At 69.9% G+C, this 24,117-nt stretch carries 27 protein-coding genes; 7 read left to right on the plus strand and 20 right to left on the minus strand.

Translation table 11 applies throughout. The annotated features are described in order from the left end of the window. Positions 1-7: 7 nt before the first annotated feature. From soxB to soxY, 3 genes are all read right to left on the minus strand, one after another. Complete coding sequence (gene soxB / locus IGS68_RS23550; protein WP_201074585.1) at positions 8-1,696, minus strand: thiosulfohydrolase SoxB; 1,689 nt, start codon at positions 1,694-1,696, stop codon at positions 8-10. 71 nt (positions 1,697-1,767) lie between these two features. Next, a complete protein-coding gene (gene soxZ / locus IGS68_RS23555; RefSeq protein WP_201074586.1) occupies positions 1,768-2,097 on the minus strand; it encodes a thiosulfate oxidation carrier complex protein SoxZ in 330 nt (109 codons plus the stop codon). A gap of 96 nt (positions 2,098-2,193) precedes the next feature. Continuing rightward, on the minus strand, positions 2,194-2,673 hold the full coding sequence (soxY, locus tag IGS68_RS23560; RefSeq protein WP_201074587.1) for a thiosulfate oxidation carrier protein SoxY: 480 nt from the start codon (positions 2,671-2,673) through the stop codon (positions 2,194-2,196). A gap of 166 nt (positions 2,674-2,839) precedes the next feature. Here soxY and IGS68_RS23565 point away from each other — a divergent pair, with 166 nt between their 5' ends. Next, complete coding sequence (locus tag IGS68_RS23565) at positions 2,840-3,190, plus strand: thioredoxin domain-containing protein (RefSeq protein ID WP_247881042.1); 351 nt, start codon at positions 2,840-2,842, stop codon at positions 3,188-3,190. A 54-nt stretch (positions 3,191-3,244) separates the two neighbouring features. Further along, positions 3,245-3,751, plus strand: coding sequence for a GlcG/HbpS family heme-binding protein (locus tag IGS68_RS23570; protein WP_201074588.1), 507 nt, complete (start codon positions 3,245-3,247; stop codon positions 3,749-3,751). Between the two features lie 32 nt (positions 3,752-3,783). Here the strand turns inward: IGS68_RS23570 and IGS68_RS23575 are convergent, their stop codons facing one another. The 10 genes from IGS68_RS23575 to IGS68_RS23620 form a co-directional block, all read right to left on the minus strand. Then, positions 3,784-4,254, minus strand: a complete 471-nt coding sequence (locus IGS68_RS23575; RefSeq protein WP_201074589.1) for a DsrE family protein — start codon at positions 4,252-4,254, stop codon at positions 3,784-3,786. Continuing rightward, complete coding sequence (locus IGS68_RS23580; protein ID WP_201074590.1) at positions 4,254-4,922, minus strand: c-type cytochrome; 669 nt, start codon at positions 4,920-4,922, stop codon at positions 4,254-4,256. The genes IGS68_RS23575 and IGS68_RS23580 overlap by 1 nt, the downstream gene beginning before the upstream one ends. Then, entirely contained in the window at positions 4,906-6,243 is a 1,338-nt protein-coding gene (gene soxC / locus IGS68_RS23585; RefSeq protein WP_201074592.1) for a sulfite dehydrogenase, read from the minus strand. The genes IGS68_RS23580 and soxC overlap by 17 nt, the downstream gene beginning before the upstream one ends. A gap of 29 nt (positions 6,244-6,272) precedes the next feature. Next, entirely contained in the window at positions 6,273-7,577 is a 1,305-nt protein-coding gene (locus tag IGS68_RS23590; protein WP_201074594.1) for a c-type cytochrome, read from the minus strand. 23 nt (positions 7,578-7,600) lie between these two features. Next, complete coding sequence (locus tag IGS68_RS23595) at positions 7,601-8,173, minus strand: NapC/NirT family cytochrome c (RefSeq protein WP_228420906.1); 573 nt, start codon at positions 8,171-8,173, stop codon at positions 7,601-7,603. A gap of 71 nt (positions 8,174-8,244) precedes the next feature. Continuing rightward, positions 8,245-9,549 carry an NAD(P)/FAD-dependent oxidoreductase gene (locus tag IGS68_RS23600; RefSeq protein WP_201074596.1) on the minus strand — a complete coding sequence of 435 codons (1,305 nt, stop codon included), beginning with the start codon at positions 9,547-9,549 and terminating at the stop codon, positions 8,245-8,247. Positions 9,550-9,560: 11 nt separating this feature from the next. Next, complete coding sequence (locus tag IGS68_RS23605) at positions 9,561-10,157, minus strand: c-type cytochrome (RefSeq protein ID WP_201074598.1); 597 nt, start codon at positions 10,155-10,157, stop codon at positions 9,561-9,563. Between the two features lie 227 nt (positions 10,158-10,384). Further along, a complete protein-coding gene (locus IGS68_RS23610) occupies positions 10,385-11,632 on the minus strand; it encodes a DUF2336 domain-containing protein (protein ID WP_247881043.1) in 1,248 nt (415 codons plus the stop codon). A gap of 101 nt (positions 11,633-11,733) precedes the next feature. Next, positions 11,734-12,285, minus strand: a complete 552-nt coding sequence (locus IGS68_RS23615; RefSeq protein ID WP_201074601.1) for an NUDIX hydrolase — start codon at positions 12,283-12,285, stop codon at positions 11,734-11,736. Positions 12,286-12,352: 67 nt separating this feature from the next. Continuing rightward, the gene (locus IGS68_RS23620) at positions 12,353-12,556 is read right to left on the minus strand and encodes a hypothetical protein (RefSeq protein ID WP_201074603.1); all 204 of its coding nucleotides are present in this window, start codon (positions 12,554-12,556) and stop codon (positions 12,353-12,355) included. A gap of 529 nt (positions 12,557-13,085) precedes the next feature. Between IGS68_RS23620 and IGS68_RS23625 the strand changes: the two genes are divergently transcribed. Further along, positions 13,086-14,204 carry a DUF2336 domain-containing protein gene (locus IGS68_RS23625; protein ID WP_201074605.1) on the plus strand — a complete coding sequence of 373 codons (1,119 nt, stop codon included), beginning with the start codon at positions 13,086-13,088 and terminating at the stop codon, positions 14,202-14,204. A gap of 14 nt (positions 14,205-14,218) precedes the next feature. On the opposite strand, the gene IGS68_RS23630 is transcribed toward IGS68_RS23625, so the two are convergent. Continuing rightward, on the minus strand, positions 14,219-14,647 hold the full coding sequence (locus IGS68_RS23630) for a DUF1178 family protein (protein ID WP_201074607.1): 429 nt from the start codon (positions 14,645-14,647) through the stop codon (positions 14,219-14,221). 120 nt (positions 14,648-14,767) lie between these two features. Between IGS68_RS23630 and IGS68_RS23635 the strand changes: the two genes are divergently transcribed. The 3 genes from IGS68_RS23635 to IGS68_RS23645 all read left to right on the plus strand — a co-directional run bounded on the left by IGS68_RS23635 (position 14,768) and on the right by IGS68_RS23645 (position 17,631). Beyond that, on the plus strand, positions 14,768-15,349 hold the full coding sequence (locus IGS68_RS23635) for a class I SAM-dependent methyltransferase (RefSeq protein ID WP_201074609.1): 582 nt from the start codon (positions 14,768-14,770) through the stop codon (positions 15,347-15,349). A gap of 241 nt (positions 15,350-15,590) precedes the next feature. Next, positions 15,591-17,246 (plus strand): sensor histidine kinase, encoded by a 1,656-nt coding sequence (locus IGS68_RS23640; protein ID WP_201074619.1) that lies wholly within the window; start codon positions 15,591-15,593, stop codon positions 17,244-17,246. Further along, positions 17,239-17,631: a response regulator gene (locus tag IGS68_RS23645; RefSeq protein ID WP_201074621.1), complete on the plus strand. Its 393-nt coding sequence runs from the start codon at positions 17,239-17,241 to the stop codon at positions 17,629-17,631. The genes IGS68_RS23640 and IGS68_RS23645 overlap by 8 nt, the downstream gene beginning before the upstream one ends. A gap of 19 nt (positions 17,632-17,650) precedes the next feature. Here IGS68_RS23645 and IGS68_RS23650 read toward each other — a convergent pair whose 3' ends face one another. From IGS68_RS23650 to IGS68_RS23660, 3 genes are read right to left on the minus strand one after another with little or no spacing between them, the layout of a single operon-like run. Then, positions 17,651-18,517: a carbon-nitrogen hydrolase family protein gene (locus IGS68_RS23650; RefSeq protein WP_201074623.1), complete on the minus strand. Its 867-nt coding sequence runs from the start codon at positions 18,515-18,517 to the stop codon at positions 17,651-17,653. Next, a complete protein-coding gene (gene grxC, locus IGS68_RS23655) occupies positions 18,517-18,777 on the minus strand; it encodes a glutaredoxin 3 (protein ID WP_201074625.1) in 261 nt (86 codons plus the stop codon). The genes IGS68_RS23650 and grxC overlap by 1 nt, the downstream gene beginning before the upstream one ends. Before the next feature lie 59 nt (positions 18,778-18,836). Then, positions 18,837-19,616, minus strand: a complete 780-nt coding sequence (locus tag IGS68_RS23660) for a ComF family protein (RefSeq protein WP_201074627.1) — start codon at positions 19,614-19,616, stop codon at positions 18,837-18,839. A 106-nt stretch (positions 19,617-19,722) separates the two neighbouring features. On the opposite strand from IGS68_RS23660, the gene IGS68_RS23665 reads away from it, so the two are divergent. After that, positions 19,723-20,634, plus strand: a complete 912-nt coding sequence (locus IGS68_RS23665) for a methyltransferase domain-containing protein (protein ID WP_201074630.1) — start codon at positions 19,723-19,725, stop codon at positions 20,632-20,634. A gap of 48 nt (positions 20,635-20,682) precedes the next feature. Here the strand turns inward: IGS68_RS23665 and IGS68_RS23670 are convergent, their stop codons facing one another. The 3 genes from IGS68_RS23670 to IGS68_RS23675 form a co-directional block, all read right to left on the minus strand. After that, the gene (locus tag IGS68_RS23670) at positions 20,683-21,420 is read right to left on the minus strand and encodes a Crp/Fnr family transcriptional regulator (RefSeq protein ID WP_201074632.1); all 738 of its coding nucleotides are present in this window, start codon (positions 21,418-21,420) and stop codon (positions 20,683-20,685) included. Positions 21,421-21,522: 102 nt separating this feature from the next. Next, positions 21,523-21,666 carry a cbb3-type cytochrome oxidase assembly protein CcoS gene (gene ccoS, locus IGS68_RS35690; protein WP_247881421.1) on the minus strand — a complete coding sequence of 48 codons (144 nt, stop codon included), beginning with the start codon at positions 21,664-21,666 and terminating at the stop codon, positions 21,523-21,525. Then, positions 21,605-24,112, minus strand: coding sequence for a heavy metal translocating P-type ATPase (locus IGS68_RS23675; RefSeq protein ID WP_201074634.1), 2,508 nt, complete (start codon positions 24,110-24,112; stop codon positions 21,605-21,607). Before IGS68_RS23675 ends, ccoS begins: the two co-directional genes overlap by 62 nt. Between the last annotated feature and the right edge of the window lie 5 nt (positions 24,113-24,117).

Here is a 24,117-nt window from a genome sequence, read left to right on the forward strand (position 1 = left end):
CGGTGACTCAGAAGCCGCTGACCTTGACCGTCTCGTTCTCCGGAATGTTCACGACCTGCCGGCGCTCGATGAAGCGGCGCACCAGGTCGTAGACCGGCGGCCCCTCCGTCCCCTCGTTCACCGAGGCCCAGCCGGCCACGGCGTAGCTGGCCGAGGCGTCGATCGCCTGCCCGGTCCGCAGCAGCGTCAGGGCGCCGATCCGCTGCCCCATGGGCTTGGAGACGTCGATCGCGTAGCCCAGGCCGCCCACCCGCACCATGTCGCCGCCCTGCTGGTAATAGGGATCGGGGTTGAACAGGTTGTCGGCGACGTCTTCCAGGATGTCCTTGATCTGCGCCCCGCTCATCTGCATCCGGTAGGCCGCGGGATAGGTTATGGCCGTCTGGTTGTAGATGTCGTCCATGGTGATGTCCTGGCCGGGAAGCAGCGTGGCGCCCCAGCGGAAGCCCGGCGACAGCGAGATCTCGGCGTCCCGCTCCTCGATCAGCGCCCGGCAGATCAGGTCGTCCCAGGTGCCGTTGAAGTTGCCTCGCCGGTACAGCAGCCCGTCGGTCCGTCCGACCACGCGGGAGATCTCGGACTTGAAGGGGGCCCGCAGCCCCTCGACCACCCCGGCCATGTCCGGATCGGGCGCGATGGCGTCGGAGAAGACCGGGATCAGCTGGAACCGGTAGTCCTTGACCTCCCCGCCCCGCACGTCGAGATCCAGGCGCGACAGGAACTTTCCATGCGAGCCCGACGCCACGATCAGCGTCCTGCCGACCGGCACCACCGCCGGGACCGCGTCATGGGTATGGCCGGACAGCACCACGTCGATGCCGGCGACCCGGCTCGCCAGCTTGCGGTCCACGTCGAACCCGTTGTGCGACAGCAGCACGACCAGCCCGGCCCCCTCGGCCCGCGCCGCCTCCACATGCTTGCGGACGAGATCCTCGCGGATGCCGAACGACAGCGTCGGGTTCATGTAGCGCGGGTTCGCGACGGGGGTGTAGGGAAAGGCCTGGCCGACCACCGCGATCTTCACGCCGCCCCGCTCGTACATCTCGTAGGGCTTGAAGGCCTGCTCGTCCCACTCGGTATCCAGCACGTTGCCCGCGACGAAGGGGCAGCCCAGCTCCTCGATCAGCTCCTTGACCCGCTCGGTGCCGTAGGTGAACTCCCAGTGGAAGGTGCAGCCCTCGACGCCCAGCGCCTTCAGCGCCGCCGCCATGTCGCCGCCGCGGGTCTTCAGCGCCCCGTAGGATCCCTGCAGGCTGTCGCCGCCCTCCAGCAGCAGGGTCTTGCCCGGGCGTTCGGCGCGGATCGCCTTGACCAGGGTCGCCATGCGGTCCAGCCCGCCGACCCGGCCGTACTCCGCCGCCAGCCCGGCATAGCCCACGCTGGAGAAGGCATAGGCCTCGGCCGAGCCCTGCCGGATGCCGAACTTCTTCAGGAAGGCGTCGCCGGTGACGTGCGGCGCCACCCCGGCCGCCTCGCCGATGCCCAGGTTGACCGACGGCTCCCGGAAGAAGATCGGCACGAGCTGGGCATGGATGTCCGTGACGTGCAGCAGGGTCACCGTGCCGACGGGATCGAACCGGAGCAGCCCGTCCTGGGTGATGGCGCCCTCGGCGATGGCTTGGCTCAGCGAGCCGGAAAAGCCGGTCAGGGTGGTGGCGGCCGCTGCCACCTGCAGGAAATCGCGGCGATTGAACATCGCTTCCGCCTCTTGGATGTGTCTTCTCTTGGACAGGCGCTCGGAGCGGGCGGCCGCTGGGGCCTCCCCGCTCAACCGACGGTGATTTCCTTGACGTCCCTGTAGACGGTGCCGTCGTCGTCGGTCCAGGCGAACTCGAACTTGCCGCTCTCCTCCATCTTGACGAGGAAGGTGATGTACGGGTTGGCCGACAGGGACGGATAGAGGTCGGCCTTGAATACCTGCCGGCCGTTGAAGGTCGCGACGAAGCCGTTGATGATCTGGCGCGGGATCGGCTGCCCCTTGTCGTCCTTGCGCTGGCCCGACTCCATGGGGTGGGTGATCAGCGTCTTCACTTCCAGCAGTTCGCCCTTCGCTGCGGTCTTGGGCAGCTTGATCCGGGGCTTGGCGTCGATGGCCATGGTGGCACTCCTCGAATGGGTTGCGGCCGGCAGGCTGCGGCCGGGTCGGGACTTGACCGGGTCGGGACTTGACCGGGTCGGGACTGGGCCGCGGGATCAGCCGCCGCAGCCGCCGATGGTGACCTTGACCTCGGTCTTGTCGATGAAGACCGATCCGTCCTTCATCTCCGCGACCGCCCAGACGTTCTGCGTGGTCGACATGCGCATCCGGGTCGTGACCTCGGCCCGGCCGTTGGCCGGCGACAGGTGGAACGACGCGACTTCCGGGGCGGGATTGCCGTCGGCCATGATGTGGATGGCCTTGACGTGGTCGGCGTCGGTCATCGGGCTGTCCACGGTGACCGCGACCGGCACTGTGTTCCCGTTCTCCGCGATCTCCGGCATCGTCAGCTTCACCCGGCCCGCCACGGGGGTCCGGTTGCCGATCAGGCTCGCCATGAACTTGGTCGCCGCCTCGACCGTGGCATGGGCGGGCGGCGGCAGGAAGACCGTGCCCGCAGCGGCGATCACGCCGGCGCCGGCGGTGGCGAGCAGGCCGCGGCGGCTGATGCCGGCGGCCGGGGTCGAATTCGGCATTGGTGCTTCCTCCTTACGGTTTCAGGGTTGAATCGGTTCGGCACGGAACAGCCTTCCGGGAAGCTTTCCGCCTTCCCCCGAACTCCATGCTGGCATTCGCTTTTATATTATGTTTCTCTTATATAATCCAGCATCAAAGACCGGCCATATGGAATAGGAAGCCGCCATGATCGCCCGCGTCCTGAGCCTCCTCGCCTTCCTCCCGCTCCCCTTCGGGCCGTCGCTCGCCGCCGAGTTGGTGATGTTCGAAGCGGCGGGCTGCGTCTGGTGCGCGGCCTGGGACCGGCAGATCGGCCCCGTCTATCCGCTGACCGACGAGGGCCGGCGGGCGCCGCTGCGCCGCGTCGATCTCCACGGCCCCCGCCCGGACGACCTCAAGCCGATCACCGGGGTCGTCCATACGCCGACCTTCGTCCTGACCGAGGGCGGCCGTGAGGTCGGCCGCATCCGGGGCTACCCGGGCGAGGAATTCTTCTGGGCCATGCTGGGCGACCTGATCCGCAAGCTGGATCCCTGATCCTGCGCCGGCCGGGCCGAACATGCCGATCGATCCCAACAGGAAGGAAACACCATGATGAAGCGCATCACCCTCGCGGCGGCCCTGCTGCTCGGCTTCGCCGCCTCTCCCGCCCAGCCCCGGGCCGAGGACGAGGCCCTCGTCACGTTCCGCAGCCTCAGCCCCTCGGTGGCCCTCGATCTCGCGCGGGCGGTCCTGGACAGCTGCCATCACAAGGGATTCCAGGTGGCCGTGGCGGTCGTCGACCGGTTCGGGACGCCCCAGGTCATGCTGCGCGACCAGTTCGCCGGTCCGCACACGCCGGACACCGCGACGGCCAAGGCCTGGACGGCGATCAGCTTCCGGTCCGACACCCTGAAGCTGGCGGCGTCCACCGCGGGCGATCAGCCCCAGTCGGGTGCCCGCTTCATCGCCGGCGCGGTCATGCTGGGCGGCGGGCTCCCGGTCGAGGCCGGCGGATCGATCGTCGGCGGCGTCGGCGTGTCCGGCGGCCCGTCGGGCGAGGCGGACGACGCCTGCGCGCGCACCGGGATAGCCGCGGTCGAGGACAAGCTGTTCTGACCGCGGTCCCGGGACCGCATCCCCGGCGCGCCTCATGGCCGGACATAGACCCAGCCGGCCAGCTGGCGCTCGACGATCTCGGCGACGCCGGCGGTCACCACCTCGACGCCGGGGATCAGGTCGGCGGGGGTGCGGTTCTGGGTCTTCATGGTGTTGGCGCAGCCGATGAAGGCGACGCCGTAGCGCATCAGGCTGCGGATCCGCTCCGCCACCGGCGAGACGTCGGCGTAGAGCGCCTGCATGCCGGCGCCGAAGGCGACGATCACCACCTCGGCATTGTCCTGGCCGTAGAAGTCCTGGACGTTCACCGCATTGTAGAAAAGGTTGTTGATGTCCTTCTCGTCCGAGCTGGTCAGCTGCAGCAGCAGCCGGCGGGGAGCCTCCGGGCTCGGCTCCGGGCTGGCCAGCACGGTATCGGCCGACGCCGGAGCATGCCCCGCGCCGCCGAGAGCCGCCCCGGCCAGGACCAGGGCTGCCGTCAGGCGCCTGACCGCCGGTCCCATCACTTGCCCGCCGGCGCGATGTCGGGCGTGATGTTGGCGTCCACCGCGCGGGCGGTGATCCTGACCGGCTCGCCCTTGCGGCAGTCCTTCATGCACGGCTCGCCGGCGGGAACGTCCGGACGGGGGTCCTCTTCCAGGAACCCGTCCCGGTTTGGCATCCTGATCGACACCAGCCTGGCGGCGTCCAGCGTCTCGTCCTGGCCCAGCAGGTCGTTCAGGTAGAGGATGTAGGCGACGATGCCGTAGGTCTCGTCCGCGGTCAGGCTGTGGGCCTGGCCGAACGGCATCGAGGTGTAGATGTAGCTGAACACGCCCGGCGCGTAGGGCCAGAAGCTGCCCACCGTGCGCACCGGATCGGCCGTCGCCAGCGTGTCGAAGCCGCCGGCCAGCGGCAGGTAGCGGGTGCCCTCGCCGAAGTCGCCGTGGCAGACGGCGCATTTTTCCGAGAACACCTCCTCGCCGTCGGTGGCGTTGCCGCTGCCGGCGGGCAGGCCCAGCCCGTCCTCCGCCCGGACGGTCCGGTTCCAGCCGGCGATCTCCTCCGGGGTGACCGGCCGGCCGAAGCCGTAGCGGTCGCCGGCCATGGCCGCGCCGGACAGCAGGGTCGCGGCGAGCAGGGCGCCCAGCAGGACGCAGCGGCGTTTCGCATTCTCAGGAAATCTGGACATTCTCGACCTCGCCGCCGGGCAGGACATGCCACGTGTAGATGCTGTTCTTGTGGTAGATGCTGTTGGTGCCCCGGACCGCGCGGAGCTGCGGCAGCGAGGGCTGGACATAGCCGGTCTCGTCGATCGCCCGGCATTGCAGGAAGGCGTCCTTGCCGTCCCAGGTCCACGGGATCTCGAACCGGGTCAGGCACTTGGACAGAACCGGCTCGTTCAGCCGGGCGGGCGTCCAGGTGTTGCCGCCGTCGGCCGAGAAGTCCACCCGGCGGATCTTGCCGCGGCCGCTCCAGGCGAGGCCCGACACGTGGTACAGGCCGGGCCCCTGGCGTATCGGCTTTTCCGGGCAGGGGAAGGTGATGACCGAGTTGGCCTCCTGCATGAAGGTGAACTTGCGCGCCTTGCCGTCCGCCATCAGGTCGGTATAGCGCGATGTCTCCTCGCGGCTGTGCCAGGGCTTGTCGCCGACCTCCAGCCGGCGCAGCCACTTGACGCTCATGTTGCCCTCGTAGCCGGGCAGGAACAGGCGGATCGGATAGCCCTGCTCGCGCCGCAGCCGCTCGCCGTTCTGGCCCCAGGCGACCAGCGCGTCGTCCAGCGCCTTGTCCATCGGGATCGAGCGGTGGTTGCCGGCGGCGTCGGCTCCCTCGGCCAGGATCCACTTGGCCCCGGGCTTCACGCCGCACTCGTCGAGCAGGACCGAGAGCGGCACGCCGGTCCATTCGCAGCAATGGATCATGCCGTGGGTGTATTGCAGGCGCGTCATCTGCGCGCCCTTCCACTCCATCCCGCCGTTGGCCGGGCATTCCAGGAAATGGATCCGGCTGACCGAGGGGAAGCGCGTGAGCTCGTCCATGGTGAAGATCAGGGGGCGATCGACCATGCCGTGGATCATCAGCCGGTGCTCGTCCGGGTTGATGTCGGCGCAACCGCCGTGGTGGCGCTCGAAGCAGACGCCGTTCGGCGTGATGATCCCGGACAGGTCGGCCAGCGGCGTGAAGCTGATCGAGGCGATGCGGTCCGCCGTCAGCCAGTCGACGTTGCGCCGGACCACGTTCGCCTCGTACGGCGACGGCATGCCGTAGGGATACTCGACCACTCCGTATCCGGCCGTGGTCGTCCAGGGCGGGTTGTTGGGCGGCAGGTTCGCCGGATCGGCCGGGCCGGCCAGCGCCGGGCGGGATGTTCCCGACAGCAGCGCCGGCGCCGCCGCGAGGCCGGCGGTTCCGCCCGCGACCTTGCGCAGGAAGGATCGGCGCGACGGGCTCTCCCCGGGCCGGACGGCTGTCGGGGTGCGCGGAGGGGCAGTTTCGTCTTGGTCGTTCATGGTGCGCTCCCTGGGATCGTTCCGCGGGTTCATTTCTTGGCGGGCAAGGTCTGGGCGTAGGCCAGGATGCTGCCGATGATGTCCGCCGGCATCGCGCGGAGCGGCGGCATGGTGTCTCCCGGATGGCCGTTGTAGACGCTGTGCAGCGACCGCCACGGATCCGACGCGACCATCCGGCCGAGCGGCGGCATGGTCCGGACGGCACGGCCGTCCTTGCCGTGGCAGGTCGCGCAGATGGTCTGGAAGAAGGGTTCCCCGGCGGCGGCGTCGCCCTTGAACCTGCGCTCCGCATCGTCGATGAAGACCGCCATGTCCACCTGCCCCCGGGTCACGAAGCGCGCCAGGTCGGTGAGGTCCCGGACCGACAGCAGGCCTCCGAACTGGTGGACCTGGTTCGACAGCGCCGCCGCCACGGCGGCAGGATCGGCCCCCTCCAGGTTCCGCAGCCCGGCGATGCCGTCGCGCCCGCGATAGTCCCAGCCGTGGCACTCGACGCAGCGCCAGGTGGATTGCGGGCGCAGCCCCTCGTCCATGGCCGCCCGGGCGGCCGGGAACGAGGGGTGAAGCCCCGGCGGCGGCGTCCGGCCGTTCTCCTTGAACCAGTTGTCGTAGAGCCGGCCGCCGCGGACCAGCGAGGCGGTTGGGTCGCGCTGGGGAAGGGTCTGGAGATAGGCCAGCGTGTCGGTCAGGACGGCCCGGTCCAGCGCCCGAAGCGCCGGCATGCTGCCGTTGGGATGGCCGTTCATCATGCTGTGCAGGGCATGCCAGGGCTGGTCGCGGCCAAGCTCGCCCAGCGGCGGCATGCTTTCGACCTGGAGCCCGTCGGCGCCGTGGCAGTTGGCGCAGATCGTCTGGAAATAGACGGCGCCCCGCGCCGGCTCGCCCCGGGCCCTGAGGGTCTCCGGGTCGATATGGTCCGTCATGGCGACCTGGCCGCCGGTCACGAAGTTGGCGAGGTCCTGGATGTCCTCCGCGTCGAGCAGCGCGCCGTAGCCGTGGGACGGGTGGCGCAGCAGCGCCGCGACCGCCGCCGGGTCGCCGCCCTGGAAGGCGCCGAGGCCCCTGGCGGTCCCGCCCGAGGCGCCGTCGGCTCCGCGGTAATCCCAGCCGTGGCACTCCACGCAGCGCCCGGAACCGGTCCCGGCGGCGCCCTCCGCGCGCTCCTTGCGGAGATGGGAGATCCGGCGCTCGTGCTCGCCGGTCTCCACGTGCCAGTTATCGTAGAGCCGGCCGCCCCGTGCGATCGAGGACAGCACCTCCTCCGCGCCGGCCGGAAGGGCCGCGAGAAGCGCCGCCAGGACCAGGACGGCCGGACCGATGATGCGGACGGGCATGCTTGCCTCCAGTCGTGCCGGACTCACTTCGGGTCGTATCCGGCGGGCAGTTCGTGGACGATGCCCTTGTGGCAGTCGATGCAATGCTTGCCCTCCTGCATCGCCACGGGGTGCCGGACCTTGGCCCGCCGCCCCTGCTCGCCCAGGTTCATGGCGTCGAAGGCGTGGCAGTTCCGGCACTCGCGCGACTGGGTGCTTTCCATGCGCGCCCAGACTCGGGTCGCCATCTCCAGCCGGTGGGCCTCGAACTTCTCGGGCGTGTCGATGGTGCCCAGCAGGTGATGCCAGACATCCTTGACGGCCACGACCTTGGCGACCAGCTTGGGGCCGAACTCCTTGGGCACGTGGCAGTCCTCGCACTCCGCCCGGACGCCGGTGCGGTTGGTGAAGTGGATGCTCTTGCGGTACTCGGCATAGGTCCCGGTCTCCATCTCGTGGCACGAGATGCAGAACTCCATGCGGTTGGTGTACTCGGCGAAGACCGTGAACCCGCCGAGGAACACGACCGCGGCGGCGACGCCCGAGAAGATCAGGACCATCCCGCCGCCGAAGACGGGCCACGGGCGCGCAAGCCGGTTCCAGAGTCGGCCGAACATGGGGAACTCTCCGATTCAGGGGAATGCCCGCCGGTCCCTCGGGCGCGAAGCGCCCGGGCGGCTGGCCAGGCTCAGCCCCAGGCGTCGTGGCGGATATTGTCGAACCAGCTGTAGGCGTACATCAGATCCCGCCGGCGATCCTCGGCCGAGGCGCCGAGCGGCGAGATGCCGCCCGCGTCCGGCAGCTCGACGATCTTGTTGTCGGCCGCGCTGTAGCCGTAGACGCCCGCGATCGAGAAGCAGTGGTCGGTTCCCGCCACCGAGTAGCAGGTGTTGATGTAGGACGGCTTGGGCGGCTCCTGCCCCTTGAGCGCGGAGACCACCGCCGCGGCGGCCACCTTGGCCTGGGAATTGGCGCCGTAGGCCGACTTGGGCATGGTCGCCGCGTCGGCGGCATCGCCCATCACGTAGATCCCGGGGAGCTTCTTCGCCTCGAAGGTGCCCTTGTTGACCGGGACCCAAGCCCCCTCGGTCAGGCCGGCATCGACCGCGATCCGTCCGGCGCCCTGCGGCGGGATCACGTTGACCACGTCGCCCTTGAAGGTCCCGGCTTCCGCCGTCACCGTCATGGTGCCCGGATCTACCTTCAGCACCTTGCCGCCCTCCTTGAGGGGGATCCAGGTGATCATGCTGTCGGCCGTGCCGAAGCCGTAGAACTTCTCCCAGGCCTCCTTGAACAGCGGCTGCTTGGAGAAGGCGTCCTTGGCGTCGAGGATGATGACCTTCGACTTCGGCTTGTGGTGCTTGAAGTAATTGGCGATCAGGCTGGCGCGCTCGTACGGGCCGGGCGGGCAGCGGAACGGGTTGGCCGGGGCCACCATGACGAAGGTGCCGCCGTCCGGCATGGCCTCGAGCTGGCGGCGCAGCAGCGCGGTCTGCGCCCCCGCCTTCCAGGCGTGCGGCATCTTCTCCGCCGCCTCGACGCCGTAGCCTTCGAGGCCCGCATGGTTCAGCTCGATTCCCGGGGCCACGACGCAGCGGTCGAAGCCGAAGGTCTGGCCGCCCTTGGTCGTCACCGTCCGGGCCGCGCCGTCGACGGCGGTCACCAGGTCGTGGACCACGGCGATGCCGTGCTTCTTCAGCCCGTCGTAGCCGATCGCCAGGCTCTCCAGCTTGCGCTCGCCGCCGATCACCTCGTTGCTCATGAAGCAGGTGTGGTACTGGGGGTTGGCCTCGATCAGCGTGACCTCGACCGAGGGATCGAAGCGCTTCAGGTACTTGGCGGCGGTCGCTCCGGCCGGCCCGCCGCCGACCACGACCACCTTGGGTCCGGCGGCGCGGGCGATGCGGGGCATCGCGACCACGCCGGCCGCGGCGGCTCCCGCCAGATTCAGGGCCGCGAGTTTCAGGAAGGTCCGGCGTCCGGTGTTCTGCATGGCGGCGGCCCTCACTTCACGCTGGCATAGTAGTGGAGGATCGCGTCGAACGCGTCCCTGCCCTGGTCGGCGAGCAATGCGTCGAACTTCTGCTTCTGGCGCTTCTCCATCGCGCGCCGGCCGGACAGGAAGTCGGTCACCGAGAACTGCATGTAGGGCAGCCGCTGCCCGGCGAGCACGCCGACGCCCTCGCCGACCTTGCCTTCCTCCTCATGGCAGGACTCGCAGTATTTCTTCGCCAGGCCCTTGCCGGCGTCCGCCTTCGCCTGGTCCACCGCCTGGCCGGGCCGTTCGAACGGCTTGCCCTCGAAATATTCGGCCAGCTTGTCGATTTCGGCGTCGCTGTAGCCCTTGGCGATCCGTCCCATCACGGTGGAGGGCCGCGTCTCGGTCTTGTAGGCGATCATGCTGTCGACGAAGTATTCCGGCGACAGGCTGGCGATCGTGGGCGTCGCGGCGCCGATGCTGCTGCCGTCGGTTCCGTGGCACGCCGCGCAGGAAACGGCGAGCAGTTCGGTCTCCAGATCCGCCAGCGCCGGCGCCGACCACAGGATCGCGCCGAGCAGGAGGGCGGAACCCAGCCGGCGGCTTGGGATTGATGGCCTCACGAGCATGTCCTGGGAACCTCCCCGTTCCGTTTCGTTGTTCCGGACGGATGCTCCGCTGGCTGTCGCGCTGCCGCCTTCGCCTGAACGATCGTCCGAATGGACGACTTATATCAGGGAACTCGTATATAATGGATTCCGAATGTAAGAAAGCCGGCCGGGGCGGCGCAGAAATGATCCAGATCAATTTTTCGGCAATGCCGGCGGACCGCCGCGCGGCCGCCCGGCCGCTACAGCCCGACCCCGTAGAACTCGAGCTGCCAGGTCATCTCGACCGGGGTCAGCGGATAATCCACGCCGTTGCGGGCATTCAGCAGCATGCGCGGCGGGATGTTGGCGGCGCGCGACTGGAGCTGCATGGCGCACCGCATGCTCAGGCCCGCGCGCCAGGCCAGCGCCGTGACCCCCTTGGGGCTCTGCGCCGCGATGATCTCCTCCACCAGGGACGGAGAGATGCCGGCCATCAGCGCCAGGCCCAGCTTGACGAACACCATGTCGTTCCACGACAGGGCGTCGCTGATGGCGCTTTCGTCGAGTTGTCCGACCATGAAAAGCCGGCGGGCGCGGTGCTCGGGCGACTCGCCGTCGGACCTCTGGTCCAGGTAGTCGATCCGGCGCCGGGCAACGCTGACCACCTCGGCCGCGGTCTCGGCATCCAGGTCGCGGCGCTGGCGCAGGATGGTCAGCACGTGCTGGTCGACGAATTCGGCGAGCCGGACCGCGAGGCGGCCGGGCAGCCTGGGCCGCCTGGCCAGCGGTTCCTGCCAGGACGGGCGGGCGGCCGACTGCTCGACCATGCCGGACAGGGTGTTCTCGGGGATCAGGGCGCCGTGGTTGTCGAGCAGCGCGGTCGATGCCTCGACGTCGCCCGTCTCGTACAAGGCCGCCGCGACCGGGCCGGAGACGCCGCCGCGCTGGGCGATCGCGCTGAGCACCCAGGATTTCGGCTGGTTGGCGATGATGCTCAGCAGGTCCTTGTCGGTCAGGGTGGCGCAATAGTGCAGGATCGGCTCCGCCACCTCCCGCTCGACGTCGCGCGCCAGATGCGCGCACAGGTCGGGCGGCGCGCAGGCGACGTCCTTCAGGCTGGACGCCAGCGCCTGCCGGACTCCGACCGCCTGGTCGCGCGCCAGCTGCTCCAAAGTCCGCACCGTGAGCTGGAAGAGCTGGCCCTGCGCCTCGCGCGAGAGGTCGGGGAGCAGGCGGGCCAGCTTGTCCGCCAGCAGGCGGCGCACGCTCTCGTCGCTGTCGCGCGCCAGGACCGCGCTGGCCTGCGCCGGCGCCGACGGGTTGGCGGCCACTTCGCGGCGCACCTCGACCGCGGGATCGATCGCCAGATAATAGAGCAGTTCCGGCCTGACATCCTCGCGCCCGGCCACCCGCGCGCGGACGGCGGTGTCCTCGCTCTGCGCCATGCGCTTCGAGGTCTCGTAATCGAGCGGGCCGTCGGGCGGCGGGTTCTGCTCTCTGCTGGGCACGATCTGTCCTGGTCTGCCGGGCGCGGCGTTGGCTCGCCGCGCCGATCCCGAACCTTTATCGGCGATCAGGGTTTCCAGAAGATGAACTTGCAGGCTGGGCCTTACAGGCCCGTGGGCGGCGGCGGTTCCGGTTCGGGGTTGGTCGCCGGGCTGAACTCGTGCTCGCGGCGCCGGCCGTTGAACTCGTCCAGGGCCCAGCGCACGGTCGGAAAGGCGATCCTGTCCCAGGGGATCTCGTCCCACCTGAAAAGCCCCACCTCCAGGCTTTCAGGTCCCGCCGCCACGTCCGGCGACCGGAGCCGCGCGCGGTAGATGAGCTGGACCTGGCTGATGCGCGGGATTTCGTACACGGCGAGCAGGCAATCGATCTCGATCCTGGCCCTCGCCTCCTCCCAGGCTTCGCGGATCGCCCCCTCGGCGGTCGTCTCGTTCAGCTCCATGTAGCCGGCCGGCAGGGTCCAAAGCCCCTTGCTCGGTTCGATCGCCCGGCGGCACAGCAGGATGCGGTCCTCCCACGCGGCCACCGACCCCACCACGATCTTCGGGTTCTCGTAATTGATGAAGCCGCAATCGGGGCATACCAGGCGGTGACGGTCGTCGCCCTCGGGGATGATGCGGACTGTCGGCCCGCTCGGCTTTGGATCGGAGGTCATGGCCGTAATGTGGCGCAGCCCGTGGGAGCGGGCAAGCGGAACGCGCCGATGTCCTCGGGCGGAGACTTCAGACCGTGATGTTCACGTTCCGGCCGCGCGTGGCGAAGGGGTCCGTCACCGGCTGGTTCTCCGGCGTGCCGCCCTGCGTTCCGCCGACGGCCTGACCGCCGCCCTGGCCGCCCTGCTGCTCGTCCTGGGGACGGGTCGCGGCTGTTTGGAGCGGGCTGGAGTAGCCCGATGCGGGACCGACTCCCGATGCTTGCACTTGCATGGCGATCTCCTGGACGCGCTGCGGAAGCCGGGCCTCGCACGAGCCCGCCGCATTCCGAAGAAGGGTTATACCGTCTGGAGTATAGCCCGCACCGGAGGGATAAAGCCATACCCATGAGGCTGCGACGGCACTGCCTTTCAGGAGGGTGAATGACCTTGCCCGGCCTATTCTCCAGCGCCCGGCGGGCTTGCGCCAAATAGCTTAAAATACAATCGAATCCGCGGCCCGGTCGCGGCCCGATGATCCAGGGGCGGCGGATTAACATTTTACTAAGGAAGATTCCGCATGCTCTTCACGCTGCGAAGCCAGCGGGAACACGGTCCCGATCCAATGACCGGCCGACCAGAAGGGTCGCGACGATGAAGCGTTTGGTTTTGTTTTCCCAGGAAATACCGGCCGATCGGAAGGCCCGTCCTGTGGCGCATCGCGACGGCGGCCGGGAGATCTCCCGGCGCGGTCCGGCCGGAGGGCGCCGATGAGCGGAGGCGTGACGGAACCCGGATCGGAAGCAAGGACAGGCGGCGGTACAATGGCGCATCTGGCCGATCTGTTCGAGATGGCGCGGGACAGGAGCCAGACCGGACGGCGGGCTCTGGCCGACAAGGTCGGCGATTTCTATTTCGCGGGGCACAGCCTGTCCGACCGCGAGCGCGACCTGGTGGTCGACATCCTCCGGCAAGTGCTGCGCGACGCCGAGATGGATGTCCGGCGATCGCTCGCCGAACGGCTGGCGTCCCATGCCGAGGCACCCCGGGACCTTATCGTGACCCTGGCGAACGACCAGATCGAGATCGCCCGGCCGATCCTGCTGCGCAGCGACGTGCTCGAGGACGAGGACCTGATCGCGATCGTCCGCGCCCACGCCGAGGCCCACCAGCTGGCGGTCGCCGGCCGGTCCAGGATCAGCACGGCGGTCAGCGACGTCCTGATCGAAACCGGCAACACGCGCGTCGCCGAGACGCTGCTGGGCAACCGGGGCGCCAGCCTGTCCGGACAGGCGATGATCCGCCTGGCCAACGTCGCGCGCCGGGTGCCGCCCTTGCGGTCCCCCCTGCTCGGGCGGCCCGAGCTGACGCCGGAACTGGCGACGAAGATCTACTGGCTCGTCTCGCAGGAGCTTCGGCGGACCATCCTCGATCGCTTCGCGATCCCGAGGGCGCAGCTCGACGCGGCGCTCCAGGCCACGCTCCAGGACCTGATCGATGGCACGCGCGGGCGGACCAGCCTGACCGCCGACCAGCTGGAGACGGTCGAGCGGATGGCCGAGGCCGGTGCCATCACGCCGCAGGTCCTGATCCAGACCCTGCGGCTCGGCCAGATCGACCTGTTCAAGGCGCTGTTCGGCCGGATCGCCGGCCTGGGTCCGGAAGCCATGCACCAGTTGATCGCCGAGACCGGCGGCGAGGCCCTGACGCTGGCCTGCCGGGCGCTGAGGATCGACAAGGGCTTCTTCGCCTCGATCTTCCTGCTGAGCCGGGCGGCCCGGCCGGGCGAGCAGATCGTCGATCCGCGCGAATTGTCACGGGTGCTGGCGCTCTACGACCGCCTGACTCCGGAATCGGCCCTGCCGATCCTCCAGGGCTGGCGCCAGAATCCCGCCGCCATCAACCTGGTCCCGCTGCGCCGCCGCGAACGCCCGGATGCCTGACGGCCGTCCCGCCGTCAGGAGTTGGTCGTCGGAACCCAGGGGATGCGCTCGACGGTGATGCCTTCCTCCTTCAGCTCCGACGACTCGGCTTCGGTCGCCTCCCCGTAGATGCCGCGGCTTTCGACCTCGCCGTAATGGATGCGCCGGGCTTCCTCGGCGAAGCGGTCGCCGACATAGTCGCAGTTCTCTTCGACCTTGCGGCGCAGGTCCTTCAGCTCTCGCAGGATCTCGGCCTTGCGCCGGGCCGCCTCGTCGGTGTCCCTGGCGGCGGCGTCGCGCGACTTCGCGATGCGCGGGGCCATGGGCGCCTTGCCGATCCTGACGTCCCCGCAGACCGGGCAGGAGATCTCCCGCGCCGACGCCTGGGCCTCGTAGGCGCCGCTGTTCCTGAACCAGGCTTCGAAGACGTGGCCGGCCTGGCACTTGAGATCGAAGAGGATCATCGACCGTTACTCGTTCCGCTCCCGGCGGCGGCGCCGCCGAATGTTCATCGATCCGACCGAGCTTTCATATATGTACGAATTGGTTAGGCCAAGGTGAAAGCACAAGCGGGTTGACGGACAATGGATACCACTGCATCCCCCACGCCCTTTTCCCCGCCCCCGTCACGGTGGGTGGCCCGCTTCGCGCCTCTGGTGCGCCAGGGCGGCCCGGTGCTCGACGTGGCCTGCGGGTCCGGCCGGCACACGCGCCTGTTCGCCGGCCTGGGGCACCCGGTCACCGCGATCGACCGGACCCTGGCGGGCGTCGCCGACCTCGCCGGCGGCTCCTCCCCGGAGCTGATCGAGGCCGACCTGGAGGACGGAAGCCCCTGGCCCTTGCCGGCGGACAGGCGCTTCGCCGCCGTGGTCGTCACCAACTATCTTCACCGCCCCTTGTTTCCCAGGCTGCTGGCCTCGCTGGAACCCGGCGGCGTGCTGATCTACGAGACGTTCGGGCAGGGCAACGAGCGGTTCGGCAAGCCCTCGTCGCCGGCCTTCCTGCTGGCTCCCGGCGAGCTTCTCGACCGCGTCGGACACCAACTCCAGGTGGTGGCCTTCGAACAGGGCGTGACGGATTTCCCGAGGCGGGCGGTCGTCCAGCGCCTCTGCGCCGTGGCAGATCCCGCTCCCTGGCCGCTTCCGCCGAACCGGGCGGAGGGGTGACCGCCGCCAGCGATGAGACAGAACCTTCCGTGCGATAGGGAGAGACAAGGCGCGGAGCTTTAGCTTACAATTATTTACCTTGTTTGCGCTTCTCGATCGGGCGGGACACCGGCTTGCGGTAACCGCAGGGCTTTGCATACTACGCTATTAGACCGGGAACTGCATGGAAACCTTCTTTCGCGCCCTTGGCGAACCCGGCGACTTTCTGCCCCATGGCCTTTGCTTGACCTGGCGGCCTGAGTTGATCTGGACGCACCTGCTGTCCGACGTTCTGATCGGCCTCGCCTACTGCTCCATTCCGGTCGGACTGCTCTATTTCGTCTGGCGGCGCCAGGATCTCGCCTACAAGTGGATCTTCCTGATGTTCTGCGGCTTCATCCTGGCCTGCGGGATAAGCCACTTCTTCGGCGCCTGGACGTTGTGGAACCCGGACTACGTGGCGCAGGGCGCGGTCAAGGCCTTCACCGCCGCGATCTCGGTCGTGACCGCGGTCGTGCTCTGGCCCCTGATCCCCCACGCGCTCGCCCTGCCCAGCCCGGCCCAGCTCCGCGACGCCAATTTCCGGCTCGAACAGCAGATCCGGGAGCGGCAGCGCGCGGAAGCGGAGGTCCGGCTCGTCAACGGGGAGCTGGAACGCCGGGTCGCCGAGCGCACCGCCGAGCTGGAAGCCGCCAACGCGGCGCTGCAGCGGGTCAACGAGACGCTGGAGGTGCGGGTCGCCGAGCGCACCGCCGAGCTGTCGGAGGCCAACCGCCGGCTGCGCGCCAGCGAATTGCATTATTCCAGCATCTTCCACCATCTGGCCGAGGGCCTGTTCGTCGTCGGCGTGGAGGGCCCGGGCGAGTTTCGGTTCGAGGCGCTCAACCCCAGCCATGAGCGCCAGACCGGCCTGGTCTCGGCCGAAGTGGCCGGCCGGACGCCGCACGACCTCTTCCCGCCCGCCCTGGCCGATCAGATCGTCGAGCGCTACCGCGCCTGCTGCGAAGCCCGCCAGCCGATCCAGTACGAGGAGACGCTCGACCTGCCGGCTGGCACCCGCGTCTGGCAGACCAACCTGGCTCCCGTGCTCGACGCGGAGGGCCGTCCGACCAAGCTGCTGGGCACGGCGCGCGACATGACCGAGTACCGCACGCTGCAGGAGGAACTGGCCCAGACTTCCAAACTGGCCACCCTGGGCACCCTGGCGGCCGGCATCGCCCACGAGATGAGCCAGCCGCTGAACATCATCAGGATCACCGCCGACGACAACCGCCTGCTGATGGAGGAGGAGGGCGTGGAGGCCGACGCGGCCTATCTCCGCCAGGGTATGGAGCTGATCTCGACCCAGGCGACCCGGATGGGCGAGATCGTCGACCAGATGCGCTCCTTCAGCCGGCGCGACGGCCCGGAGGTCGTGCCGTTCGACCCGGTTCAGCCGGTCCGGCGCGCCGTCGGCCTGCTGGAACGGCACTTCGCGACCGAGGGCATGGCCCTGGCCCTGGACGCCCCGCCGGCCGCGCCCGCCGTGGCCGGCCGGCCCGGCCGCCTGGAGCAGGTCGTGATCAACCTGCTGAGCAACGCCCACGACGCCATCGCCGCCCGCCGGACCACCGACCCTGGATTCGAGGGCGGACGCATCGAGGTGCGCCTGTCCGAGGAGCAGGCGCCGCACCAGATCCGCATCACGATCAGCGATGACGGAACCGGCCTGCCGCCGGGAATGGCGGAGCGGATCTTCGACCCGTTCGTCACCACCAAGGAGGCGACCAAAGGGGTCGGCCTCGGCCTGTCGATCTGCGCCAGCCTGATCGGCGCGATGGGCGGGCGAATATCCGCCGAAAACCTGGACCAGGGCGCCCGCTTCACCATATTGCTGCCGGTCCGCAGCAGACCACCGCATGAGAACCCGAATGCCTGACACCGATGCCGTGACGCAAGAACAGCCCAGGAGCCACGTCCTGGTCGCGGACGACGAGGCGATCGCCGCCATGGCGCTCGAACGGTTCCTGACCCGCAAGGGCTATCGCGTCACCACCGCCTGCGACGGCAGGGAGGCGCTGGCGATCCACCGGCAGGATCCGGCCGACATCGTGGTGACCGACATGCGGATGCCGCGCGGCGGCGGTCACGAGCTGATCGGCACCCTGCGGTCGACGGACGGCGACCTCCCGATCGTCGTGATGACCGGCTACATGTCGCCGAACGAGGAGGAGGCCATTCCCGCCGGCGACAGGTTGGTGGTGATGCAGAAGCCGATCGAGGTCGAACGGCTCCTGGAGATCATCCGGAGCTTCGCGGGCTGACGCCGAGGGCACCGCTCGCTCAAGGCACCGATTCCGGCGGCTCGATGGTCCGGTCGTGCTTCAGCGACGGCACCTGGGCGCGGGCCTTGGCGACCTCCTCCAGGTCCAGCCGGGCGGTGACGACGCCCGGCTCCTCGCCGCCGTCGGCCAGGATCTCGCCCCACGGGCTGATGATCAGCGAATGGCCGTAGGTGGTGCGGCCGCCGTCATGGGTGCCGCACTGGGCCGGAGCCACGACGAAGCAGCCGGTCTCGATCGCCCGGGCGCGCAGCAGGACGTGCCAGTGCGCCCGGCCGGTCGGCACCGTGAAGGCGGACGGAACGGTCAGTACCGAGGCGCCGGCATGGGCCAGCATGCGGTAGAGATAGGCGAAGCGCAGGTCGTAGCAGACCGTCATGCCGACCCCGCCCCAGGGCGTCGCGGCCAGCACCGCCCGGTCGCCGGGCCGGAACGTCGCCGACTCGCGGTAGCTCTCGCCCCGCGCCAGGTCGACGTCGAACATGTGGATCTTGTCGTAGCGCCCCGCGATCTCCCCCTCGGGCGAGAACAGCAGGCTGCGGTTGGCGACCCGCTCCTCGTCGAGCTTGACCGCGAGGGAGCCGGCCAGCAGCCACGCCCCGGTCCGCTTGGCCATGTCGCGGAAGAAGGGGACCGCCGGATGGTCGTCCTCCGGCCGGGCCCGCCGCAGCACGCGGCTGCGGCCCAGCACCATCATGCTGACGTTTTCCGGCGTCGTGATGAAATCGGCCCCGGCCTCCCGCGCGCGCAGGATCAGGTCTCCGACCGCGGTCAGGTTCGGCTCGATGTCGGGCCCGGCATTGACCTGGACGCAGGCGACCGTCAGTGCAGCGGCGGGGAGCGAGGCGGCGGGAGGGGCGCCGGTCATCAGGCGCGGCCCAGCATGGGATCGAGCTTGCCGGCCCGGTCGAGCGCGTAGAGGTCGTCGCAGCCCCCGATCGGCTTGGCGTCGATGAAGATCTGCGGCACCGTGGTGCGCCCCTCGGCCAGCTGGGTCATCTCCACCCGCTTGCGCGGCTGCATCATCACGTCGATCTCCTCGAACTGGACGCCCTTCTCGGTCAGCAGCTTCTTGGCCCGCGTGCAATAGGGGCACCAGGGACTGGTATAGATGACGACTTCGGCCATGGACTGCGGCTCCACTGTGGATTGACTATCCCGTTATATGATCGATACCGGCGATTTCGCTAGACGCCGGACCGTATGACTCGAGCGAGCGTGAGGACGTCGACCCTGGCGGCACCCGCGCGCAGCAGGACGCGGGCGCATTCGGAGGCCGTGGCCCCCGTCGTCAGGACGTCGTCGACCAGCACCACCGGCCGTCCGCGGATGCGTTCCGCCAGGCTCGGCCGGACCCGGAAGGCGCCGCGGACGTTCCGCTGCCGGCCGGTCCGGGAATGGCCGCCCTGCGGCGTTGTCCGGCGGTGGCGGACCAGCAGGCCGGGCAGCACGGCGACGCCGGAGCGGCGCCCGACATCCTTGGCGAGCAGCGCCGCCTGGTTGTAGCGCCGGGCGAACAGCTTCCAGCGGTGCAGCGGCACCGGCGCCAGGATGGCGTCGGGCGTCAGCAGCTCGGCCCCGGACCGGGCGAGCCACCCGCCGAAGGCGACCGCGGCATAGGTCTGGTCGGCATGCTTGAAGCCCAGGATCATGCCCCGGCTGCCGTCGTCGTAGCGGAGCGCCGACCGGGCGCGGCCGAACGGCGGCGGGCTCCCGACGCAGCGGGCGCACAGCAGCGTCTCGGCCCGTTGCGCGTCGGGCAGGCCCGGATCGACCACGCCCTCGAACGGCTCGCCGCAGCAGGAGCACCAGGGCGGCGCCAGGAAGGTCAGGGCACCCCAGCAGCGCATGCACAGCGTCCCCTGCCGGTCGACCGACTCGGCGCAGGATAGGCAGCGCGGCGGCAGCACCGCGTCGAGCGCCGCGCGCGCCAGGGTCGTCAGGGAGGCGGTCAGCGGCCAGTCCATGGCGCAGGATCGCACCGCCCCCCGCCGGACGGCAACGGGCCGGATGCCGCACCCGGCGCGCGCCGGACCGAGTTGTGCGGCGCGGCAGGATCTCCATATAAGGGGTATGGACGACAGCGACATCATGAACGTGTTCGACCGCGCCGCGGTCCGCCGCCACCGAGACCGGGCCGCGGCCGGTTTCGCCGGGTACAGTTTCCTGTTCGAGGAGATCGCGGAGCGGCTGGCCGACCGGCTGGAGGACGTCGTCCGCGACTTCCCCACGGCGCTCGACCTGGGCTGCCACACCGGGGAGGTCGGCCGCGCGCTGCGCGGACGGAAGGGGATCGAGAGGCTGGTCCAGTGCGACCTGTCGCCCGCCATGGCCGCCGCCGCCGGGGGCCTGCGCGTGGCCGGCGACGAGGAGCTGCTGCCCTTCGCCGACGGCAGCTTCGACCTCGCGGTCAGCAACCTCAGCCTCCACTGGGTCAACGACCTTCCGGGAGCGCTGCTCCAGCTCCGCCGCGCGCTGAAGCCGGACGGCCTGTTCATCGGCGCCATGCTGGGCGGCGACACCCTGTTCGAGCTGCGGCGCTGCCTGATGGAGGCGGAACTGGACCTGACCGGCGGGGTCAGCGCCCGCATCTCCCCCTTCGCGGAAGTCCGGGACGCCGGCGGCCTGCTCCAGCGCGCCGGCTTCAGCCTGCCGGTGGTGGACAGCGACACGCTGACCGTGACCTACGACAGCGCCTTCAAGCTGATGGCCGACCTTCGCGGCATGGGCGAGACGAACGCCGGGCTCAACCGCCGCCGGCGGCCGACTCCGCGGGCCCTGCTGATCGACGCCGCGCGCCGCTATGCCGAGCTGTTCTCCGAACCCGACGGGCGGGTGACTGCGACCTTCCAGGTGCTCTACCTCGCCGGCTGGTCGCCGCACGAAAGCCAGCAGAAGCCGATGCAGCCGGGCAGCGCCCAGGCGAGGTTGGCCGACGCCCTGAGGACGGAGGAGCGGCCGGCGGGCGACAAGGCGGAACCCTGACGACTCGGCATCCGGCAAATCGGGGAAAACCCTGGCGGCCGGGACCGATCAGACGCCTTCGGCCATGTCGTAGATGCCGTCCATGTCGGCGATCTGGATCCGGTTGCCCTCCTGGAGCGAGATCGCCTGGGAGGTCTTGAGCTGGGTGAAGGTCCGGCTGACGGTCTCGGTCGTGAGGCCGAGATAGTCGGCGATGTCGGCCCGGCTCATCGGGACGTAGACCGGGTTCTCCTTGTGGCCCCGGCGCGACTGGCGCTGCGACAGCATCAGCAGGAACGAACAGATCTTCTCCCGCGCGGTCTTGCGGCCGAGCAGCAGCATCTGGTCCTGCGCTGCCGCCAGCTCGTTGGACGCCATGGAGAACAGGCGCCGCTGCATCTTGGGAAACTCGTCCAGCAGCGCCTCCATCTTGCGGCGCGGGAACCTGCAGAGGGACGTGGGCGTCACCGTTTCCGCCGAATAGGCGTAGCTCTCGTTCATGGCGAGCCCGAGGAAATCGCCGGTGACCAGGAAGCCCGTGATCTGGCGGCGGCCGTCGGGCAGCAGCTTGTAGAGCTTGACCGTGCCGGAGGTCACGTTGAACAGGGCATCCGCCTGATCCCCTTCGGCGAAGATCGTCTGGTTGCCCTCCATGCGCTGCATCTGGACGATGTCGGCGAGCCGGCGCACCTCGTCCGCTTCCAACGCCGCACAGACCGTCAGCGTCCGAACCGGACACGCGCCGCAGGGCGTCGTCTCCGCCGCGGCACCCTTGTCGCGCACCCTGCCCATGTCGAATGGAGGCATCTCGGTTCCCCCCCGCCCTTCCGCTTCCCTATTCCATTCTGGTTATAAATTGGATTTTTCGCAAGATTGCAACACGCCTTAATATAACCATTCTCATAGGGGTTATTTTTGGTCGTTTCGCGGCTGCGGTGTTGCACGCTCGTCATCGTCGAACAGGATGCGGTTGGCGGCTCCGTCGAGGTCGTCAAACTGGCCGGACCTCAGGCACCACAGGAAGCCCAGAAGGCCCAGGAGTCCCAGGCCCACCGCCAAGGGAATGAGATATATGAGCACGTCCATGGGACTGTCCCGGGTTGGCCCGGCGCCGGGCGAGGCGCAGGGCGTTGAGGATGACGATCAGCGACGACGAGGACATGGCGAGCGCCGCGATCAGCGGAGTCACGAACCCGGCGACCGCCACCGGTATAGTCAATAAGTTATAGAGGAAGGTCAGGGCGAAGTTCTGGCGGACCAGCCGGTCCGACCGCAGCGCGACGTCCAGCGCCTCCAGGATCGGCGTCAGCCTGATCCCCTGGAACACCACGTCGGCCGCCGTCTGGCTGACGTCCGCCGCGGTGGCCGGCGACATGGAGACATGCGCCGCGGCGAGCGCCGGCGCGTCGTTGAGGCCGTCGCCGACCATCAGCACGGTGGCCCCGGAGCGGGCCAGCTCCTCCAGGCAGGCGGCCTTGTCGGCCGGCGCCTGGGCGGCCCGCCACTCCTCGATGCCCAGGCGGGCGGCGCAGGCCGCCACGGCGGGACGCCGGTCGCCGGACAGCAGCAGCACCCGCTTGCCGCCGGCCCGCAGGGCAGCCACCACGGCGGCGGCGTCGGGCCGCAGGGCGTCGCTGAAGGCGAAGCGGACGGGGCGGCGGCCCGGCCGGGCCAGCCACAGCTCGGGGCCGGCCGACTCGCCGCCCATCCCGCCATGGCTCCCGGCACCCTCCTCCGCGCCGGTGAAGCGGCGGCTGCCCAGCCGGATCTCCCCGTCCGGCCCGTCGAGGCCGAGCCCGGCGCCGGGCACCTCGCGCACGCCGGACGCCACCGGAACCCCCGGTACGGCGCGGCACAGGGCCCGCGCCAGGGGGTGGCGGCTGGCCCCGGCGATGGCGGCGGCGAGCCGCAGGTCCCCGTCCTCCGCCCCGTCCGTGCCCTGGAGTTCGGGCCGCCCCTCGGTCAGGGTGCCGGTCTTGTCGAACACGACGGTATCGACTCCGGTCAGCCGCTCCAGCGCGGTGGCCGACTTCAGCAGGATGCCCTGGCGCATCAGCCGGCCGCTGGCGATCACCTGGACCACCGGCACCGCCAGCGCCAGCGCGCAGGGACAGGTGATGATCAGCACTGCGATGGCGTTCAGCAGGGCCGGCTGCCACGGGCTGCCGGCCAGGACCACCCAGCCGAGGAAGGTCGCCAGGGCGGTCAGGTGGACCACCGGCGCATAACCCCGCGACACCCGGTCGGCCAGGGCCACGTAGCGCGCCCTGCCCTGCTCCGCGACTTCCATCATCCGCACGATCTCGGCCAGCAGGGTGCCCTCGCCCACGGCGGTGACGGTCAGCCGGAGCGGCGCGGTCAGGTTGAGGGTGCCGGCGAACACCTGGTCGCCCGGCCTGGCGGCGCCCGGCACGCTCTCCCCGGTGATCAGGCCGGTATCGATGTCCGAGACGCCGTCGGAGACCCGGCCGTCCACGGGGATGCGTTCCCCGGCCGCGACCAGCACGGTCATGCCGGCGGCGACCTCGCCGGGCCGGACCACGCGCCCGCGCCCGTCGGCGTCGAGCACGGTGACGGCGGCAGCGCCCAGCGCCAGCAGGTGCTCGGCCGCGGACCGCGCCCGGCCGCGCGCCCGCAGGTCCAGGTAGCGGCCGATCAGCAGGAAGAACAGCAGCGTCACCGCGCTGTCGAAATAGGCGTGCTCCGCGCCGCGGATCGTTTCGGCCAGGCTCATCCCGGTCGCCAGCGTCACGCCGATGGAGATCGGCACGTCCATGTTGGTGCGCCGGGCCGACAGCGCCGCCCATGCGGAGCGGACGAACGGGCGGGCGGCGTAGAGGATCGCCGGCATCGCGATCAGGGCCGAGACCCAGTGCATCAGGTCGCGCGTCGCCGGCCCCATCCCCTGGGAATGCCCGGCCCAGATCGCGACCGACAGCAGCATCACGTTGGCGGCGGCGAATCCGGAGACGCCCAGCGCCCGCAGCAGCTCTCGCTCCTTCACCGCCTCGGCCGCCTCCAGCTTCGCCGGATCGAACGGCACCAGCCGGTATCCCAGGCGGACCACGGCGCCGGCGACCTCGGCGGCGTCCGTCGCCGCCGGGTCCCAGGTCACGGTCAGCCGGCGGGTCGTCATGTTGAGCCGGGCATGGCTGACGCCGGGCTGCCGGCGCAGCACGGTCTCGATCAGCCAGACGCAGGCGGCGCATTGCAGCCCGTCCACCATCAGGTGCAGGCTGGCCCGCCCGTCGGCGCCGACCGAGACATGGGCCGAGAAATCGGCGGGGGCCGCGTCGTCGTCCGGGCGGATCGGCCGCGCGTCGGGATCGATGGAACGGCGGGCGTAGTAGGTGTCCAGCCCCAGGTCGCGGATCAGCGCGTAGGCGGCCTCGCAGCCGGAGCAGCAGAAGCCGGCGCCCCGGCCGGGGACCTCCTGGCCGCAATGGAGGCAGGTGCCCGGAAGCGTGGAGGCGGGAGCGGAAGCGGCGGAGGTGCTCATGTCCG

The organism is Skermanella sp. TT6 (assembly GCF_016653635.2).
Lineage (GTDB): Bacteria > Pseudomonadota > Alphaproteobacteria > Azospirillales > Azospirillaceae > Skermanella > Skermanella cutis.

Bases quoted from the DNA above. Each gene is read 5' to 3' on its own strand.
- IGS68_RS23620 (WP_201074603.1), bottom strand. From the start codon at position 12,556: ATGCAAGTGCAAGCATCGGGAGTCGGTCCCGCATCGGGCTACTCCAGC.
- IGS68_RS23650 (WP_201074623.1), bottom strand. From the start codon at position 18,517: ATGACCGGCGCCCCTCCCGCCGCCTCGCTCCCCGCCGCTGCACTGACG.
- IGS68_RS23625 (WP_201074605.1), top strand. From the start codon at position 13,086: ATGGCGCATCTGGCCGATCTGTTCGAGATGGCGCGGGACAGGAGCCAG.
- soxB (WP_201074585.1), bottom strand. From the start codon at position 1,696: ATGTTCAATCGCCGCGATTTCCTGCAGGTGGCAGCGGCCGCCACCACC.
- IGS68_RS23600 (WP_201074596.1), bottom strand. From the start codon at position 9,549: ATGCAGAACACCGGACGCCGGACCTTCCTGAAACTCGCGGCCCTGAAT.
- soxY (WP_201074587.1), bottom strand. From the start codon at position 2,673: ATGCCGAATTCGACCCCGGCCGCCGGCATCAGCCGCCGCGGCCTGCTC.
- IGS68_RS23675 (WP_201074634.1), bottom strand. From the start codon at position 24,112: ATGAGCACCTCCGCCGCTTCCGCTCCCGCCTCCACGCTTCCGGGCACC.
- IGS68_RS23665 (WP_201074630.1), top strand. From the start codon at position 19,723: ATGGACGACAGCGACATCATGAACGTGTTCGACCGCGCCGCGGTCCGC.
- IGS68_RS23565 (WP_247881042.1), top strand. From the start codon at position 2,840: ATGATCGCCCGCGTCCTGAGCCTCCTCGCCTTCCTCCCGCTCCCCTTC.
- IGS68_RS23645 (WP_201074621.1), top strand. From the start codon at position 17,239: ATGCCTGACACCGATGCCGTGACGCAAGAACAGCCCAGGAGCCACGTC.
- IGS68_RS23575 (WP_201074589.1), bottom strand. From the start codon at position 4,254: ATGGGACCGGCGGTCAGGCGCCTGACGGCAGCCCTGGTCCTGGCCGGG.
- IGS68_RS23670 (WP_201074632.1), bottom strand. From the start codon at position 21,420: ATGCCTCCATTCGACATGGGCAGGGTGCGCGACAAGGGTGCCGCGGCG.
- IGS68_RS23595 (WP_228420906.1), bottom strand. From the start codon at position 8,173: ATGTTCGGCCGACTCTGGAACCGGCTTGCGCGCCCGTGGCCCGTCTTC.
- soxZ (WP_201074586.1), bottom strand. From the start codon at position 2,097: ATGGCCATCGACGCCAAGCCCCGGATCAAGCTGCCCAAGACCGCAGCG.
- soxC (WP_201074592.1), bottom strand. From the start codon at position 6,243: ATGAACGACCAAGACGAAACTGCCCCTCCGCGCACCCCGACAGCCGTC.
- IGS68_RS23615 (WP_201074601.1), bottom strand. From the start codon at position 12,285: ATGACCTCCGATCCAAAGCCGAGCGGGCCGACAGTCCGCATCATCCCC.
- IGS68_RS23630 (WP_201074607.1), bottom strand. From the start codon at position 14,647: ATGATCCTCTTCGATCTCAAGTGCCAGGCCGGCCACGTCTTCGAAGCC.
- IGS68_RS23570 (WP_201074588.1), top strand. From the start codon at position 3,245: ATGATGAAGCGCATCACCCTCGCGGCGGCCCTGCTGCTCGGCTTCGCC.
- IGS68_RS23635 (WP_201074609.1), top strand. From the start codon at position 14,768: ATGGATACCACTGCATCCCCCACGCCCTTTTCCCCGCCCCCGTCACGG.
- IGS68_RS23580 (WP_201074590.1), bottom strand. From the start codon at position 4,922: ATGTCCAGATTTCCTGAGAATGCGAAACGCCGCTGCGTCCTGCTGGGC.
- IGS68_RS23590 (WP_201074594.1), bottom strand. From the start codon at position 7,577: ATGCCCGTCCGCATCATCGGTCCGGCCGTCCTGGTCCTGGCGGCGCTT.
- IGS68_RS23660 (WP_201074627.1), bottom strand. From the start codon at position 19,616: ATGGACTGGCCGCTGACCGCCTCCCTGACGACCCTGGCGCGCGCGGCG.
- grxC (WP_201074625.1), bottom strand. From the start codon at position 18,777: ATGGCCGAAGTCGTCATCTATACCAGTCCCTGGTGCCCCTATTGCACG.